The 16,605-nt window shown below is 69.9% G+C and carries 15 protein-coding genes; 10 read left to right on the plus strand and 5 right to left on the minus strand.

Translation table 11 applies throughout. The features are described 5' to 3' along the window. Positions 1 to 121: 121 nt before the first annotated feature. From AB0368_RS37690 to AB0368_RS37705, 4 genes are read right to left on the minus strand one after another with little or no spacing between them, the layout of a single operon-like run. The gene (locus AB0368_RS37690) at positions 122 to 835 is read right to left on the minus strand and encodes a ZIP family zinc transporter (RefSeq protein WP_366158844.1); all 714 of its coding nucleotides are present in this window, start codon (positions 833 to 835) and stop codon (positions 122 to 124) included. A 48-nt stretch (positions 836 to 883) separates the two neighbouring features. Next, the gene (locus tag AB0368_RS37695; RefSeq protein WP_366158845.1) at positions 884 to 1,726 is read right to left on the minus strand and encodes a sugar ABC transporter permease; all 843 of its coding nucleotides are present in this window, start codon (positions 1,724 to 1,726) and stop codon (positions 884 to 886) included. Next, on the minus strand, positions 1,723 to 3,312 hold the full coding sequence (locus AB0368_RS37700) for an ABC transporter permease subunit (protein ID WP_366158846.1): 1,590 nt from the start codon (positions 3,310 to 3,312) through the stop codon (positions 1,723 to 1,725). The genes AB0368_RS37695 and AB0368_RS37700 overlap by 4 nt, the downstream gene beginning before the upstream one ends. Continuing rightward, positions 3,312 to 4,553: a maltose ABC transporter substrate-binding protein gene (locus tag AB0368_RS37705; RefSeq protein ID WP_366158847.1), complete on the minus strand. Its 1,242-nt coding sequence runs from the start codon at positions 4,551 to 4,553 to the stop codon at positions 3,312 to 3,314. Before AB0368_RS37705 ends, AB0368_RS37700 begins: the two co-directional genes overlap by 1 nt. 182 nt (positions 4,554 to 4,735) lie before the next feature. Between AB0368_RS37705 and AB0368_RS37710 the strand changes: the two genes are divergently transcribed. From AB0368_RS37710 to AB0368_RS37720, 3 genes are all read left to right on the plus strand, one after another. Continuing rightward, positions 4,736 to 5,788, plus strand: coding sequence for a LacI family DNA-binding transcriptional regulator (locus tag AB0368_RS37710; RefSeq protein ID WP_366158848.1), 1,053 nt, complete (start codon positions 4,736 to 4,738; stop codon positions 5,786 to 5,788). A 249-nt stretch (positions 5,789 to 6,037) separates the two neighbouring features. After that, on the plus strand, positions 6,038 to 7,819 hold the full coding sequence (locus AB0368_RS37715; RefSeq protein ID WP_366158849.1) for a carbohydrate-binding module family 20 domain-containing protein: 1,782 nt from the start codon (positions 6,038 to 6,040) through the stop codon (positions 7,817 to 7,819). Between the two features lie 66 nt (positions 7,820 to 7,885). Continuing rightward, positions 7,886 to 8,962, plus strand: coding sequence for a HAMP domain-containing sensor histidine kinase (locus AB0368_RS37720; RefSeq protein WP_366158850.1), 1,077 nt, complete (start codon positions 7,886 to 7,888; stop codon positions 8,960 to 8,962). 137 nt (positions 8,963 to 9,099) lie between these two features. Here AB0368_RS37720 and AB0368_RS37725 read toward each other — a convergent pair whose 3' ends face one another. After that, the gene (locus tag AB0368_RS37725; protein WP_366158851.1) at positions 9,100 to 11,463 is read right to left on the minus strand and encodes a right-handed parallel beta-helix repeat-containing protein; all 2,364 of its coding nucleotides are present in this window, start codon (positions 11,461 to 11,463) and stop codon (positions 9,100 to 9,102) included. A gap of 219 nt (positions 11,464 to 11,682) precedes the next feature. On the opposite strand from AB0368_RS37725, the gene AB0368_RS37730 reads away from it, so the two are divergent. From AB0368_RS37730 to AB0368_RS37760, 7 genes are all read left to right on the plus strand, one after another. Further along, the gene (locus AB0368_RS37730) at positions 11,683 to 12,126 is read left to right on the plus strand and encodes a YbaB/EbfC family nucleoid-associated protein (protein WP_366158852.1); all 444 of its coding nucleotides are present in this window, start codon (positions 11,683 to 11,685) and stop codon (positions 12,124 to 12,126) included. 5 nt (positions 12,127 to 12,131) lie between these two features. Beyond that, on the plus strand, positions 12,132 to 12,452 hold the full coding sequence (locus AB0368_RS37735; RefSeq protein WP_366158853.1) for a type VII secretion target: 321 nt from the start codon (positions 12,132 to 12,134) through the stop codon (positions 12,450 to 12,452). Then, the gene (locus AB0368_RS37740; protein WP_366158854.1) at positions 12,449 to 13,150 is read left to right on the plus strand and encodes a hypothetical protein; all 702 of its coding nucleotides are present in this window, start codon (positions 12,449 to 12,451) and stop codon (positions 13,148 to 13,150) included. The genes AB0368_RS37735 and AB0368_RS37740 overlap by 4 nt, the downstream gene beginning before the upstream one ends. A 6-nt stretch (positions 13,151 to 13,156) precedes the next feature. After that, positions 13,157 to 13,678, plus strand: coding sequence for a hypothetical protein (locus AB0368_RS37745; RefSeq protein ID WP_366158855.1), 522 nt, complete (start codon positions 13,157 to 13,159; stop codon positions 13,676 to 13,678). After that, positions 13,668 to 14,378, plus strand: a complete 711-nt coding sequence (locus AB0368_RS37750; RefSeq protein ID WP_366158856.1) for a hypothetical protein — start codon at positions 13,668 to 13,670, stop codon at positions 14,376 to 14,378. Before AB0368_RS37745 ends, AB0368_RS37750 begins: the two co-directional genes overlap by 11 nt. Positions 14,379 to 14,406: 28 nt before the next feature. Beyond that, positions 14,407 to 15,903: a sulfatase gene (locus AB0368_RS37755; protein ID WP_366158857.1), complete on the plus strand. Its 1,497-nt coding sequence runs from the start codon at positions 14,407 to 14,409 to the stop codon at positions 15,901 to 15,903. Positions 15,904 to 16,005: 102 nt separating this feature from the next. After that, positions 16,006 to 16,605 carry a DUF4360 domain-containing protein gene (locus AB0368_RS37760; RefSeq protein ID WP_366158858.1) on the plus strand — a complete coding sequence of 200 codons (600 nt, stop codon included), beginning with the start codon at positions 16,006 to 16,008 and terminating at the stop codon, positions 16,603 to 16,605.

A 16,605-nucleotide genomic window follows, 5' to 3' on the forward strand; every position in this document is an offset into this window, starting at 1 on the left:
CTTTTACGGGGGTGACGGACACGTGCCCGCCCTGGGTGACCAAGAACGGCATAAAAACGCCCCACAGCCGTCTTGGTCACCCCGGCCCCCACCCGTCCACCGCAAGAAAGCCACGACGGGCTCAAGCATGGGAAAGAGCGAACGCGACAAGGAAGCCGGCGACCGTGACGAGCCCGATCAGCAGATGAGCGTCCTCGAAAGCCTCGGGAATCATGGTGTCAGCCACCATCGCCAGAATCGCCCCGGCAGCCACCGCCGTAACCCCGGCCAGAACCCCATCGGACGCGTCGCCAAGCAACGTGTACCCGGCAACCGCGGCAAGCCCGCTCACCACAGCGATCGCGGTCCACAGCCCGAAGACGTACCGGGAACTCCGCCCGGCACGCCGCATACCGGCAGCGCTCGACAACCCCTCAGGCACGTTACTGATGAACACGGCCGCCACGGTCACAGCCCCGACCGCTCCCCCACCCAGCAGACTCGCACCGATGACGATCGACTCAGGAATGCCGTCGAGAAGCGCACCGAGAGCGATCGCCGTACCCGATCCGGCGTCCTCGCTCTCGGACGGCTGCTGATCGCCGGACCGTTTGCGGTGGCGGGCTCCGTTCATCGCCAGCACGATGTTGCAGGCGGTATAGACGACCGCACCCGTGACGGCGCCGATCACCGTCGGTCTCAGACCACCGCGCTCGTCGGCCTCGGCGATCAGCTCGAAGGACACCGCGGACAGCAGTACGCCGGCGCCGAAGCCCATGATGGCGGACACCACATGTCTCGGCACCGGCGCCAGATATCCCACGGCGGCCCCGATGAGCAGGGCGGAGCCCGCCAATAGTCCCCATCCCCCGGCCTGCAACCACTCTGGCATAGGGGAGATTGTTCACCCCTTGACGGCGCCGGATGTCAGGCCGGTCACGATGTAACGCTGAAGGACCTGGAATACCAGGACCGTCGGTACGGCGGTGAGCAGCGTCCCCGCGCAGAACATGCCGAAGTTGTTGTTGCGTTCGCCGGCCACGAGCCCGTACATGCCGACCGAGAGGGTCTTGGCCCCGGTGTCGGTGAGGAAGACGTTGGCGATGAGGAACTCGTTGATGGTGCCGATGAACGCCAGCAGCGCGGTGACCGCCAGGATCGGGGCCACCAGCGGCAGCAGGATCCGGAAGAAGGTCTGGGCGTGCGTGGCGCCGTCCATCGTGGCGGACTCGTCCAGTTCGCGCGGCACGGTGTCGAAGAAGCCCTTCATCAGCCACGTGTTCACCCCGAGCGCGCCGCCCAGGTAGAGCAGGATGAGCCCCCAGGCCTGGTTGAAGCCGATCGCCGGCCACAGGTCGGTGATGGTGGAGAACATCAGGAAGATCGCCACGATCGCCAGGAACTGCGGGAACATCTGGATGAGCAGCAGGGCCAGGAGGCCGGCTCGCCGGCCGCGGAAACGCATGCGGCTGAACGCGTACGCGGCCAGCGCCGACAGGAACACCGATGCGGCCGCCGACACCCCGGCCACCAGCACCGAGTTGAGGAACCAGCGCGGGAATCGTGTCTCGGTCAGCAGCCGGGTGACGTTGTCGAGCGACGCGCCGGTCGGCAGCACCGACGTCGACGAGAGGGTGCCGAGCGGGTTGAGGGCGGCCGACACGACGAAAACGATCGGGAACAGCGAGAAGATGAGGGCGAGCACGGCCACCGCGTGCCGCCACCCCACCCGCGACAGCCACGTCATGAGTAGACCTCTTCCTGGCGACGGGTACGGCGGAAGCTGACCGCCGAGATCACCGCGACGATGACGAAGATGAAGATGGACACCGCGGCCGCGAACCCGTACTGGGCGCCCGACCCGCCGAAGGCCAGCCGGTAGGTGTAGGTGATCAGCAGGTCCGTGGCCCCGTTGGCCGGGTTGTCGGCGGCGAACGGCGCACCGTCGGTGGTCAGGTAGATCGCGTTGAAGTTGTTGAAGTTGAACGCGAACGACGAGATCAGCAGCGGGGTCAGGGCGACCAGCAGCAGCGGCAGCGTGACCCGGCGCAGCGACTGCCACGGCGACGCGCCGTCGAGCCGGGACGCCTCGGTGAGCTCGGCCGGGATCGCCTGCAGAGCACCGGTCGCGACCAGGAACATGTACGGGTAGCCCAGCCACAGTTGCACCAGGATCACCGCGATGCGGGCGGAGGCGGCGCCGCCGAACCAGTCCACGTCGAGCCCGAAGAGGTTGTTGATCAGGCCGAAGTCGGTGTTGAACATGTCCCGCCAGACGAGCAGCATCGCGAACGACGGCATCGCGTACGGCAGCACCAGCAGCGTCCGGTAGAGGCGCCGCCCCCGTACCCGCGGCGAGTGCAGGGCGAGCGCACAGACCAGGCCGAGCACGAAGGTCCCGACGGTCGAGGCCAGGGCGAAGATCAAGTTCCAGATGAGGGTACGGGCGAACGGCCCCGAAACAGCCGGGTCGGTGACCAGCCGGGTGAAGTTGGCGAGCCCGACCCCGACCTTCCAGCCCTGGGCGAGCCGTTCGCCGTCCGCGGCCACGAAGGCGCCCTGGGAGTCGTCGGCGGTCCACGTCTTCCCGGTGGACGCCTCGCGGATGCAGTCGCACCCGGCGTCGTACGCCCGCCCGGCCCGGCCCTCGTAGGCGCGCGACAGGCCCTGCGAGCGGATCGCGCCGCCCGGGGTGGGCACGGCCAGGTCGGTGATCTCCCGGCTCCGGGCGCTGGCCTGGCCGCCGGTGAGGATCGTGTATCCGGCCGCGGCGGTGACCCGGCCGGCGGCGTTGACGGCGGCCCCGCCCGGCGGCAGCTGCTCGAGGCCGTCGGTGTCCCCGGCGGAGACCCTGCGGGTTGCGGGGTCGGTGACCAGGAAGGTCAGCGGGCCCGTGGCCGCGTCGCCGGTGGTGGCCACGGTCAGGGCGTACTCGGCGGATCCGGGTACGCGCGTGACGGACGTCGCCTGGATGGCCACGACGGCGTCCTGCTTGTCGCCGCGGTGCCCGTCGCTGAAGTTCGTGAACGCGGTCGATGCCGTGTACAGGACCGGGAACAGCTGGAAGACGACGAGGAACAGGGTGCCGGGCACCAGGTACTTGGCGGGTATGTGCCGCGGAACGGCGTACAGATAAAAGAGTCCTGCCGTGGCCGCGACGAGGACCGCCAGGCCGGCCCACTGCCGCTGCTGGACCAGCGGGAAGGCGGCCCACAGCGCGATCGCGGCCGTGAGGCCGAGCACCAGGATGGTCAGGAGCGGACCGGAGGAACCGCTCCGGCGCGGCCGGGGGGCCTGCGCCGGAGCGGTCTCCCGCTCGAGGAGCACGGTCATTACTTGATCTGTCCGGAGATGGTCTTGGCGGCCGCGGTCAGGGCGGTCTTCGGGTCGGCGCCGCCGATGACGGCGGACTCGGCCTTGCCGAACGGGTCCCAGATCGTCGCCATCTCGGGGATCGCGGGCAGCGGTACGGCGTTCTTGCCGGCGTCGACGAACTTGGCGAGGTCCGGGTCGGCGCCCTTGACCTGGTCGAAGGCGGTGGTCAGCGCGGGCGGCCGCGGCTCGGCCTGGTAGAGGGCGACGGCGAGTTCCGGCGTGGTGACGTAGTTGGTGACGAACTCCTGCGCGAGGGCCTTGTTCTTGCCCTTGGCGGCCACGTAGAAGGTCTGCACGCCGAGGAACGGCTGGGCGGGCTTGCCGCCCGCGAAGCCGGGCACGGGCGAGACGTCGTACGCGATCTTGGCCTTCTTGGCGTCGGTGATCGCCCACGGCCCGGAGACCAGGAAGGCGCACTTGCCGGCGGTGAACGTGGCGATGGAGTTCTCGACGGTGATGGAGCGCTTGAGCGCGCCGTCGCCCTTCTCGCCGAGCTTGCGGATCTTCTCGAAGGCCGCGATCGACTCAGGCTTGCCGACGCCCAGGTCCTTCTTGTCGTAGTCGCCGTTCGCGGTCCGGCCGAAGAGGTAGCCGCCTGCGGAGGTGAAGAACGGGTACAGGTGGTAGGCGTCGCCGTTCTGGCCCACCTGCAGGCAGAGGATCTCGCTCGCCTTCTTCTCCACCTTGAGCTTCTCACCCGTCTTGACCAGGTCCTCCACGGTCGCGGGGGCCTCGGGCGCGAGCTTGGTGTTGCGGATCAGGGCGAGGTTCTCCGTCGCGTACGGCACGCCGTAGACCTGGCCGTTGAAGGTGACGGCCTTGAGCGCGTTGGGGGCGATGCCCTCCTGCTGGGCGGCGGTCAGCTGGACCGGGTCGACGGCGCCGTTCTGCACGAGGTTGCCGATCCAGTCGTGCGCGCCGATCACCACGTCCGGGCCGCTGCCCTGCTGGGAGGCGGTGACGAAGGTGGTCTGCTGGTCCTTCGAGATGGCCTGGACCTCGACGGTGACGCCGTTCTCCTGGCCGAACCGGTCGGCGAAGGGCTTGAGGGCGGCGGCGCGCTTGTCGTCACCCCAGATCACGAGCTTGCCGCCCGCGGCCGGGGCGGCGGACGACGACGTTCCGGGGGTGTCCTTGGTGCCGCTGCACCCGGCGGCGAGGGCGATCAGGGCGATCGCGGCTATGGCACGAATGCGCATTTTCTACTCCTATTGGGCAGCACGAGGCAGCCCACTGCACAGAGTGGGTGGTTCCGGAGGAAAGGGGTTCGGAGAGCACGAACGGCGTTGCTCGGCCGTGCCGGGACGTTAGCAAGGAGTTTCGTTCAATGGAAGGGCTTGCAGGCGTTCCGCAAGAACTTCCAGGGTCTACAGTGACGCCCATGCGCGCACGACTCTCCGATATCGCGCGCCAGGCCGAGGTCAGCGAGGCGACGGTGTCGCGGGTGCTCAACGACCGGCCCGGCGTGTCCGCCGACACCCGGCAGGCGGTGCTGACCGCTCTCGACGTCCTCGGCTACGAACGGCCCGAAAGACTGCGCAAACGCAGTGCGGGACTCGTCGGCCTCATCGTGCCGGAGCTGGAGAACCCGATCTTCCCGGCCTTCGCCCAGACGATCGAATCGGCGCTGTCGCAGTCCGGGTTCACCCCGGTGCTGTGCACCCAGACCCCGGGCGGCGTGACCGAGGACGAGTACGTGGAGATGCTCCTGGACCGGCAGGTGTCCGGCATCGTGTTCGTCTCCGGCCTGCACGCCGACACCACCATGGACCACGACCGCTACCGGCGCCTGGTGGACCGGCCACTGCCGATCGTGCTCATCAACGGCTTCGCCAAGGGCCTGGACGCCCCGTTCATCTCCTGCGACGACCGGCTCGCCGGGGAACTCGCGGTCAACCACCTGGTCGCGCTCGGACACCAGCGCATCGGTTTCATCTCCGGCCCGGACCGGTTCCTCAACGTGCAGCGCAAGCTCGAGGGTTACCGTACGGCGATGCGCCGCGAGCTCGGCCTGCGCGACCGGGAGATCGACGAGATGGTCGCCCTGACCCTCTTCGGCGTCGAGGGCGGCGAGGTGGCCGCCGGGCAACTGCTGGCCAAGGGCATCACGGGCATCGTCTGCGGCTCGGACCTGATGGCGCTGGGTGCCATCCGGGCGGCCCGCCGGCGGGGACTGAACGTGCCGCGCGACGTCTCGGTGGTCGGCTTCGACGACTCGCCGCTGATCGCCTTCACCGATCCGCCGCTGACCACGCTGCGCCAGCCGGTGGCCGCCATGGGCAACGCGGCCATCCGCCAGCTCGTGGACGAGATCCACGGGCACGGCGCGCCGCGATCGGAGTACGTCTTCCCGCCCGAGCTGGTGGTCCGCGGCTCCACCGCCATCAACAAGAGCGACCACGGCCCGGAAAGTATGAAGTTTTCCGCCGCGTGAGTCGATCCTGTTAACTTGATCTTTGAAAGTTGTTGCGGGCCTTCCAGCGGAGGCCGGCCGCTGCTACCTGGGCTTCCTCGGCGACACTCCGCCCGGTAAGTAAGGTTCACTGCAAGAAGAACAGGACAATCCTCGCATCACGGCGCACGGCATCGAGGCCTTTCTCTTTACGATGTCGAAACACGCTGCTAACTTTCCTCCACTTGCGCAAGGAGTTTCATCCGCTCCCCGCGTCCCTGGAGGCTTCCCATGCGAACCCGTCCGGTCGTCGCCGCCACGGTGACCACCCTGCTGGCGACGGCCCTGCTGGCCGTCGGCGTCGTACGCCACGGCGACCAGGCGGAGGCCTCGGCTGCCTCCCCCGGCGCCAAGGACGTCATCGTGCACCTCTTCGAGTGGCCCTGGGCGTCGGTCGCGACCGAATGCACGACGGTCCTCGGCCCGAAGGGCTTCGGTGGTGTGCAGGTCTCGCCACCCCAGGAGCACGTGGTGCTGCCCGCCAAGGGCTACCCCTGGTGGCAGGACTACCAGCCGGTCAGCTACCAGCTCACCGGCCGCCGCGGGAACCGGGCCGCCTTCGCGAGCATGGTGCAGACCTGCCACGCCGCCGGCGTGAAGATCTACGTCGACGCGGTCGTCAACCACATGGCCGGCGGCTCCTCGACCGGCACCGGCAGCGGCGGCTCGGCGTACTCGCAGTACGCGTACCCGGCCGTGCCGTACGGGAACGGCGACTTCCACCACTGTGGGCGCAACGGCAACGACGACATCGTCAACTGGGGTGACCGCTGGGAGGTCCAGAACTGCGAGCTCGTCGACCTCTCCGACCTCAAGACCGAGTCCTCGTACGTGCGCGGCAAACTCACCGCGTACCTGAACGACCTGGTGTCGCTGGGCGTCGACGGCTTCCGGGTGGACGCGGCCAAGCACCTGCCCGCCGCCGACCTGGCCGCGATCGTCGACCCGGTCACCGGCGACCCGCACGTCTTCAGCGAGGTCATCGAGGGCGGCAGCGGCGAGCCCGCCCCCGAGGAGTACACGGGCATCGGCGACGTCACCGAGTTCCGCTACGGCGACGTGGTCGGCGGCGCCTTCAAGGACGGCAACCTTTCGGGGTTGAACACCCTCGCCGACCGGATGCGCCTGAGCTCCGGCGACGCGGTGGCCTTCGTGGACAACCACGACACCCAACGCAACGGGCGGGCGAAGCTGACCTACAAGGACGGTGCCGCGTACGCGCTCGCCGAGGCGTTCATGATCGCCTGGCCGTACGGTGTCCCCCAGGTCATGTCGAGCTTCACCTTCAGCGACCCGGAGGCCGGCCCGCCCGCTTCGAGCAACGGCACCACCACCTCGGTGAGCTGCGGCAGCGGCTGGCAGTGCGAGCACCGCACGCGGACCACGACCAACATGGTGGCGCTGCGCAACGCCGCCGCCGGCGCAGCGGTCACCAACTGGTGGAGCAACGGCTCCGACCAGATCGCCTTCGGCCGCGGGAGTGCGGCGTACGTCGCGTTCAACCGCTCGGGCTCGGCGCTGACCCGTACCTTCCAGACGTCGCTGCCCGCCGGCACGTACTGCGACGTGATGGCCGGCGACTTCACCAACGGTTCGTGCTCCGGGCCCGCGTACGCGGTGAACGCCGCCGGCCAGGTCACCGCCACCGTCGCGGCGAACTCGGCGCTGGCGCTGCACATCAACGCCCGCGGTACGGGGACGCAGCCGACCGGCTGCCCGGCCGCGTCCATCTCGTTCGCCGCGAACGTCACGACGACGTGGGGTCAGAACGTCTTCGTCACCGGCAACACCGCCGCCCTCGGCAACTGGAACCCGGCCTCCGCGGTCCCGCTGTCCTCGGCGTCGTACCCGGTGTGGACCGCGACGGTGTCGCTGCCCGGCGCCACAGCGGTGCAGTACAAGTACATCAAGAAGGAGGGGTCGACGGTGCTCTGGGAGAGCGACCCGGACCGCACCAGGACCACCCCCTCGGCGTCGCCCTGCAGCGCCACCTGGAACGACTCCTGGCGCTGACCGCTCACAGGGCTCCGGCGCTCGCCGCGCCGGGGCCCTGTTGACATTGCGCGGCATCATCGCGCCGTGACCTTCCTCCTGAGGCGAAGCCTGCGCATGCGGCTCATGCTCACCTCGGCGGTGCTGCTCACCGGCGGCTTCCTCGCGTCCGCGTACTCGTGGGAGATTGCGTTCTGGGTCGACCAGGGCTGGGGCTGCGACCTGACCGTGCTGCCCGCGGCGGTCCGGCCGTGCGGCCGGATCGTCGTCGACAGCTGGAAGATCCGCGCCGCCCTCTACGCGGTCCTGACTGTGCTGCTGCTCATCGGCGCGCGGGCGCTCGCCGCCTGGTGCCTGCGCCCGATCCGCGACATGGTGCCGGTCATCGCCCAGGTCGGGCCGCAGAACCTGGGCTTCCGCATCGCCACCGGCGGCCACCGCCGCGACGAGCTGACCGCCCTGTCCGGCGCCCTCAACACGATGATGGACCGGCTCGCCGCCGGCTACGAGGGCCAGCGCCGCTTCGCCGCCAACGCCTCGCACGAGTTGCGCACCCCGCTCGCGGTGCAGCGAACCCTGATCGAGGTCGGCATGGCGACGACACTGTCGGCGGACCAGATGGCGCTGCTGACCACCCAGCTGCTGCAGACCAACGAGCGCAACGAGCGGCTCATCGAGGGCCTGCTGGTGCTCACCGAGGTGGACCAGGGCCTCACCGGCAGCACCCCGCACCAGCTCGACAAGATCGCCGCGTCCGTCGTGGCCGCCCACGAGGACGAGGCCGCGCTCGCGGGCCTCACCATCATCGCCGACCTCACCCCGCGCCGGGTGCCGGGCGAGGAGGTGCTGCTGGAGCGCCTGATCACCAACCTGGTGCAGAACGCGATCAAGTACAACCGCCCGGGCGGCACGATCCACGTCACGGTCCGCGGCGACCCCGCCCTGATCGTGGAGAACACCGGGCGCCCGGTGCCCGCCGACGCCGTCGCGGGCCTGTTCGAGCCGTTCAAGCGCCTCGGTTCGGACCGCATCGACCACAGCGGCGGTGCGGGCCTCGGCCTGGCGATCGTGCGCTCGATCGTGCACGCCCACCGGGGCACGGTCACCGCCGTCCCGGGCGGGGACGGCGGCCTGCGGGTCGAGACCCGTCTGCCACAAGACTGACTGTCACAGGACCGTCTGCCGCATGGCTCTCTGTCGCATGGCTTTCTGTCGCATGGCTTTCTGTCGCACGACTGAGGGAGCGGGCCCTCGCGGACCCGCTCCCCGTTGTCTCAGCCGATGACCGTGGCCGGCTCCGGTCAGCCGATGACCGTGGCCGCCGTGGAGTTCTGGCTGTCGCTGACCCGGTAGGCCACCACCTGGTAGCGGTTGCCCGGGGCCCAGGCGCCGTCGGTCCAGCCCTCGGTGTTGGTGCCGGCGACGAGGCCGACCCGGTCGATGAGGTGCTGCTCGCCGGCGAGCGAGTTGTCGATCACCAGGAACGGCTCAGCCTTCACTGCACCGGCCGGGGCCACGTAGGTGTACGACGAGGTGACCCAGTTGCCGGTCGACGCGACGGTGTTGCGGTGGTTGGGCGCGAACTTCCCGAGGCTCTTGCCGGTGGCGTCGCGCCAGGTCATGCCGGTCCGGACCGAGCGACCGCCGCTGGTGAGCGCCTTGAACGAGGTCACCGAGGTGTACGCGGTGCCGGCCGTGACCGGAACCGCCAGGCCGGCGACGGTGACCGTACCGGTGGTGCTACCGGTGGTGACCAGCATCGAGCCGTTGCCGACCGCGGCGTCGCCGGTCTTGGCCGCGACGGTGGCGCCGCTGCCGGTGTAGCCGGCGATCCCGTTCTCCATGCCGGACTGGTCCGCGGAGTACAGGTTGCCGGGGATGACGGGGCTGCCGACCGGGTAGGCGGCGACCTCGACACCGTTGCGGTACACGCGGTAGCCGCCGACCGGGCTGTAGGTGGCCGGGTCCTGCGCCACCGACTCCGACCAGGTGAACGCGCCGTTGGGGGCGGTCAGGCCGGTCGGCGCGAGGGCCGCGAGGGTGCCGTACTTGCGCTGGCCGCCGAGCAGCCCGCTGGTGGTGTTCCAGCCGCCGGTGGCGTCCGTCAGCTCGATGTTGGTCACCGAGATGTTCTTGTTGCTGGTGGTCGCGCCGATCTGCATGCCGTACCAGCTGGTGGGCCAGGCCTGGTCGTCGACGATCGAGTTGTGGTGCACCTTGTCGCCGTCGCCGATGCCGATGGCGATGCCGACGGTGTCGAAGCCGGAGTACTGGGTGGACCCGCGCACGCCGACGTTGGTGATCTGGTTGCCGGTGATGGTGTCCGGGGCGTTCTTGTCCGCGTTGCTCACGCCGGTGATCAGGATCGCGCTCTCGGCGGTGTTCGTGATCACGTTGTCGGTGATCGTGTTGTTGCCGCCGGGGTTGCGGACGTGCGTCGGGGCGCCGGCGTAGTCGTCGTAGACCGCGGTGATGGCGGTGTTGAACGTGTCGTGGATCAGGTTACGGGTGACGACGATGTCCCGGGTGTTGGTGACGTTGAGGTTCTCGCCCGTGTGGGAGTAGCCCGAGTTCGACTTGAGGACGATGTTGGCGCCCTTGAGGTCGTTGTCGCTGAAGGTGCCGCCGACCACGGACTCCAGGTACACGGAACCGTAGCCGGTCACCTTGCGCTGCTCGGCGTAGTACCGGTTGGCGACGACCTTGTTGTTGCGGAACGTCACGTTGCGGGCGTGGGTGAAGTCGAAGCTGTTGCCCCGGATCGTCTGGTCCCACTGGTTGTTCTCGATGACGGTGCCGGTGTTCTCGCCACCGCCACCGATGTTGTCCTCGTCGCCGCTGCCGGCGCCGAACCAGTTGTCCCACCGGTTGTCGACGATGTGGGCGTCACGGGTGCCGTTGACCCACAGCTTGAAGTAGTTGAAGTTCGTGAAGCGCACCTGCTGCACGGTCCAGCGGTTGCCCACCTTGATGCCGCCGCCGGCGTTGTTCTCCGTGGCGTAGTCGCTCTCGCAGCCGGACAGAGGCAGGTCCTCCGGCACGATGGTGGGTTCCTTGCTGCCCGTCTCCGAGTAGCCGCCCTTGCCCTTGACGCACCGGCCGTTCAGGGTCAGGTCGGAGACCGCGTTGACGCTGCCCGGCGACGGCTCGAGCGTCAGCGACTGGTCGGCCGCGGGCCGGATCATGAACGAGTACCCGAAGTTGCTCCACGGGGCCGCGTCAGCGATCTTGATGGCGGTCGTCTTGATGCTCGAACCGCGCAGGTTGACGTTGACCGGCAGCTTCAGCGGCTTGGTGATCGAGTAGGTGCCCTCTCCCAGCAGCACCGTGCCCGGCAGGGCCGGCGTGACGACGACGCCGTTGGCGTCGACGACCGCGGCGCTCGCGCGGGTCCCGGCGGCGTTCAGGGCGTTCTGCAGAACGGTGTAGTCATCTCCACCGGTCGGCGAGGCCACCAGGGCGCACCGCAGGTCGGCGGTGCAGTCGGTGGTGCTCAGCGGCGCCGGGCTGACCGTGGCGTCCAGCGAGTAGGGCGCGTCCGGCAGCTCGGTCGCGGCGTACGCCGTACCCATGCCGAGGGGCAGCATGGGCGAGGCGGCGGCGATCAGGACGGCGGGCAGCGCGCGCAGCGCCGTCCGCAGCGGACGACGAGGTTGGCGAATCAATTCCACTCCAGCTTGTCGGTTTCCGGCGGGTTCCCATCTAGGTGCTTCGCCGGTGAAGGTTCGGGTGGACCGCCCGGGAACTTAGCTTCGACCGATTGGTCTGCTCTGCCCGAATGGGCGTACTCCCCGGCCACTCGGCCACCCTGCAAGCGACCATCGGGGCGCCTTCGGCGGATCGCTATGATGGCCCATCGACAGCGTTCGTCGTACGGGGGCGAAATGGACATGCCAGGCAGCACGGGAGACCCGGGCCCTCTGCTGGAGCCAGGTGAGGCGCTGGACCGGCTGGCCGCCTGGAAGGGCAGGATCGACCGGCTGGCCGCCGACACCAAGGCGATGAGCGACCGCCTCGGCGACCTGCGGATCACCGCCGCCGACGACAACCGGATGGTCGAGGTCACGATCGACGCGCAGGGCGCCCTCCTGGACATCCGGCTCGGCCGGCGGGCCCAGCAGGTCGAGCCCGAGGTGCTGGCACGAACCATCATGACGACGATCCACGAGGCCCGGCGCCGCACCGCCGACCGGGCGCAGGAGATCATCGCCGAGACCGTCGGCACCGAGTCACCCGCCGCCCGGGCGATCGCGGCACAGGTCGGCGAGCGGTTGCGGGACGCCGCGCCGGCCGGGGACGCCGACGCGCGCGACCGGGACGGGTGGTGAGCCCGGTGGCCGACGAATTCCTCGTCGACGCGGCACAGATCCGCCGCCACGCCGGCAACATCGAGGCGGTCCGCGCCCGCTTCGCGGCGATCCGGGCGGCGAGCGCCCACATCGCCCAGGACCACAGCGCGTACGGCCTGCTCTGCAGCTGGCTGCCCGCCGTGCTGGAAGGACGCCACCAACGTCAGGACGGTCTGGTCGCGTACGTGGAGGAGAACCTTTCGCTGGCGGCGGACGAGCTGGCCGCGGTCGCCGACGCGTACGAGGAGGTCGACGCCGGCGCCGCCGACGCGATCCGCAGAGCCGGCGAAGGGCTGGGCCGATGAGTGACGGCTCGCTGATCGCCGACGTCGTCTCGACACGCCGGCCGTGGACCGGGGCAGCGCTGGCCGACAGCTTCCAGGGCCTGGTCACCGCCATCGAGAGCGAAGGCTGGGTCGACGACCTGCTGGCGGGCGGCGCGTTCGCTGTCGAGGTGGCGGCGACCGCCCTCGACCCGTTCAGCGCCCTGCTCGCCAACGGCCTCGGCTGGGCGCTGGAGTACTTCGAACCGCTGCGGTCGGTCCTCGACGAGCTCACCGGCATGCCCGACGTGGTCGCCTCGCACGCGGCGACCTGGAACAACATGGCCGCCGAACTGAGCGACATGGCCACCGAGCTGAAGGGGAACCTCTACGGCGACCTGCCCGACTGGCAGGGACGGGCGGCCTCGGCGTACACGAACCTGATGGGCCACAACGTGGACGCCATCGGCGGCCTGGGCGCGGTCGCGGCGGCGATGGCGGCGGCCACCGAGGCCGCGGGCAACCTCGTGCAGTTCACCCGGGACATCGTCCGAGACCTCATCGCGGACCTGGTCGCCCGGGTCATCGTCTGGGCCGCCGAAGCCATCTTCGTGGTGACGATCCCCCTGATCGCCGAACAGATCGTCGCGGCGGTCGTGAAGTGGGGCGGGCGCATCCTGACGTACACCACCGCTCTGATCACCAGCCTCACCAACCTGACCCGCCTCCTGAACGGCTGAGCCACGATGCCCGGTCGGAGGCCGCACGGGGGCGACAGCGACTCCCCTTCCGGCCGCCCCGGCCGTCCGCACGGCGGCGGGAGCGAGAACGTCGCGGCCGCCCACGAGGCGATCGAAGCGGAGGCGCAGCTGGGTTGCCCGGGCGCCGCCGGCGGCCGAACTCCGGCGGAGGGCGACGCCGGCACGGCCGCCGCACAGAATTTCGTCAACAACGTCGTCGCCGATCCGCGGTCGGTAGCAGGCCGGTCGGCGGAGGACATCGCCGCGGACTTCCGTGCCGCGGGCTACGACGCGACCGTGGAGCAGAGCACGAAGAAGGGCACCTCGGGCAACGCGGTGCAGGTGCGTATCCAGGGCCATCCCGATATCACCAACATCCAGGTACACCCGGGTGGGGGCAGGCACACCCCGGACGGCTCGCCATACTGGAAGATCTCGACGAGTACGGCCGGCAAGACCTGGGTCATCCCCGGGGATTTCCGGGGCGCTGACGACCTGGGCGGGAATGTCGTTCGCTATGACGAATAAATTGATCAAGGTGGACCGGGTGCGGTCGGCCGCCGAGGCGGTTGCCGTCGAGCGGCTCGGTGCCGACCTGGTCGGGGTCTCGCTCGGCCCGGATCCCCGGTTCGCCGACGACCGGACGGTCACCGTCGAGCAGGCGGCCGAGATCGGTACGGCCCTCGAGCGCGCCACGCTGGTCGCGGCGATGGAGCTCGGCCGGGACCGGGACCGGGTGCTACGCACCGTCACCACCGTCCGGGCCGGGATGGTCCAGCCGCTCGTCGGCACGATCCCGCCGCCGGAGATCCGCGAGGCGCTCAGCGACGCCGGGGTGGGCATCGTGTACGGCGGGATCGAGATCGCCCACGACGACGACCCGGGCTGGGTGTTCAGCGCGTACGCCGACGTGCCGGGCCTGAACGCGGTGCTGTTCCACGCGGACGTACTGCCCGAATACCGCGACTCGTGGGCTTTCCTGCGGGACAAGGCGCCCGAGTTCGAGGACGAGTTCCAGATCGGGGACCTCGACGGGCTCGCCCGGGAGCGGCCGATGGTTGCCGGGCTGGACTTCACGCCGGAGAACGTGGGAGAGGTCCTCGGCGCGCTGCCGGCGCTACGCGGTTTCGCGCTGACCCTTGGCGGGCAGGCGCGGCGGGGTGACGTGCGCTTTCACCGGTACGGACCGGCACTCGAGGTGCTGAAGGCGGCCGCCCGGGTGGATTGACGGGGGGCTCGCCCGTAATGTCCGGTACATGGCTTCTCGTTCTCGCCTGGCCGTATCACTGGCCGCCGCAGTCCTTGTGTCGGCCTGCACCCCGAACGGCACGCCGGCCGCGCCCGTCGCGTCTTCGCCTGCGGCCCGTGGGGATGCCCGGCCGAATGTCGTGTTCGTGCTGACCGACGACCTGTCGATGAATCTCGTGCGGTACATGCCTCACCTGCGCGACTTGCAGAGCCGGGGTGTCACGTTCACGAACTACACGGTCACCGATTCGCTGTGCTGCCCGTCGCGGGCGTCGCTGCTCACCGGCAAGGTTCCGCACCGTACCGGTGTCTTCACCAATGGCGGCATCGACGGCGGGTTCGTGATGTTTCACCGGCGGGGCCATGAGAGCCACACGTTCGCCACGGATCTGCAGGGGGCCGGATACCGCACGGCGTTGTTCGGCAAGTACCTCAACCGGTACCAGCCGGAGAACACGATCGGCACCGGGCGGCCGTACGTGCCGCCGGGGTGGAGCGGCTGGTACGTCGGCGGCGACGCGTACGGCCAGTACGGCTATGAGCTGAACGAGAACCATGTGGTCCGCCACTACGGCCACGACCCGGACGACTACCTGACCGACGTGATCAGCGCCAAGGCTTCCGCGTTCATCGAGGAGTCGGCCGCCTCCCGTACCCCGTTCCTGGTCGAGCTAGCCACGTTCGCGCCGCACGCGCCGTACACCCCGGCCCCGCGCGATGCCGACGCCTTCCCCGGCCTGACCGCCCCGCACGGGCCGGCCTTCGACTCGCTGCCCGCCGGCGCGCCGAAGTGGCTGGCCGGCCGGGCGCCGCTCACCTGGGACGAGCGCGCGCAGATCGACGTCGTGTTCCGCAAGCGGGTGCAGTCGGTGCAGTCCGTCGACCGGATGCTGGCGTCCCTGCAGGCCACCCTCGACCGGTCGGGGGTCGCCCGGAACACCGTCGTCGTGTTCGGCTCCGACAACGGCTTCCACACGGGCGAGTACCGCCTGAACCCCGGCAAGCAGACGGCGTTCGACACCGACGTCCGGGTGCCGCTGGTGGTCGCCGGGCCCGGCATCGAGGCGGGGCGGACGGTCTCCGCGCCGGCGCAGAACATCGACCTGCGGCCCACCTTCAACGACCTCGCCGGCGTCGAGCTGCCCGCCGACGTCGACGGGCGCAGCCTCACGCCGCTGTTCGCCGGCCCCGCGCCCGCGGACTGGCGCACGGCCGCGCTCATCGAGCACCACGGCCCCGACTTCGACCCCTCCGACCCGGACCGCCCCCGCCCCGGCAGCGGCAACCCGCCGACATATGCGGCGCTGCGCACGGCGGCGTACACCTACGTCGAGTACGTCGACGGGTCGCGGGAGTTCTACAACCGGCGCAAGGACCCGGAGCAGCTGCGCAACATCGTCGAGCAGCTCCCCCGGACGCGGCGCGCGGCGCTGCACCGGGCGTTGAAGCGGCTGACCACCTGCCGTGCCGCGTCCTGCCGTACGGCGGACCGGGTCACGGGCTGAGCGCCAGCCGCTCCCTCGGCGATGAACCGGTTGCGCTCGTCGTCCGAGTTGACGGCAGTGACGGGTGTCGATACGGTGCCGATCGGCAGGTAGGAGTTTTTCATGCTCAGGACAGTGGTGGCCGCCGCATTTCTGGCGGCGGCGACGGCGGCGAATCCGCCCACCGGCAGCGTCACCGTCGAGAAAGTGAAGGTCAACGGCAGCGGCTGCCGGTCGGACACGGTGGCGGTCGCGGTGTCGCAAGACAAGCAAGCGTTCACCGTGCTGTACAGCACCTACCTGGCCCAGGCCGGCATCGGCAGCAAGAACAAGGACGAGCGCCGCACCTGCAGCATCACCGTCCGGCTCACCGTCCCGGCCGGTGTCTCGTACGCCATCCCGACCGTCGACTACCGCGGCTTCGCCCACCTCGAGCCGGGTGGCTCGGCGACGTTGTCGGGGCGCTACCACCTTCAGGGTTCGGGCGCTCCGGCGTACACGGTGCATTCCTTCGGCAGTGGGCTCGACGACGACTGGCTGGTGACCGACGTCGTGGGCACGAGCCCGGTCTACAGCCAGTGCGGCAAGGACAGCAAGGTCGACATCGACACCGAGCTGCGTGCGATGGCCGACCGGGACGACGCCCCCACCAGCTACATCACCATGGACTCGACCGACGGTACGGTGGCCACGACGTACCACTTGAGCTACCGCAGCTGCTGA

Origin of the sequence: Actinoplanes sp. NPDC051475 (assembly GCF_040689425.1) — a bacterium.
Taxonomy (GTDB): domain Bacteria; phylum Actinomycetota; class Actinomycetes; order Mycobacteriales; family Micromonosporaceae; genus Actinoplanes.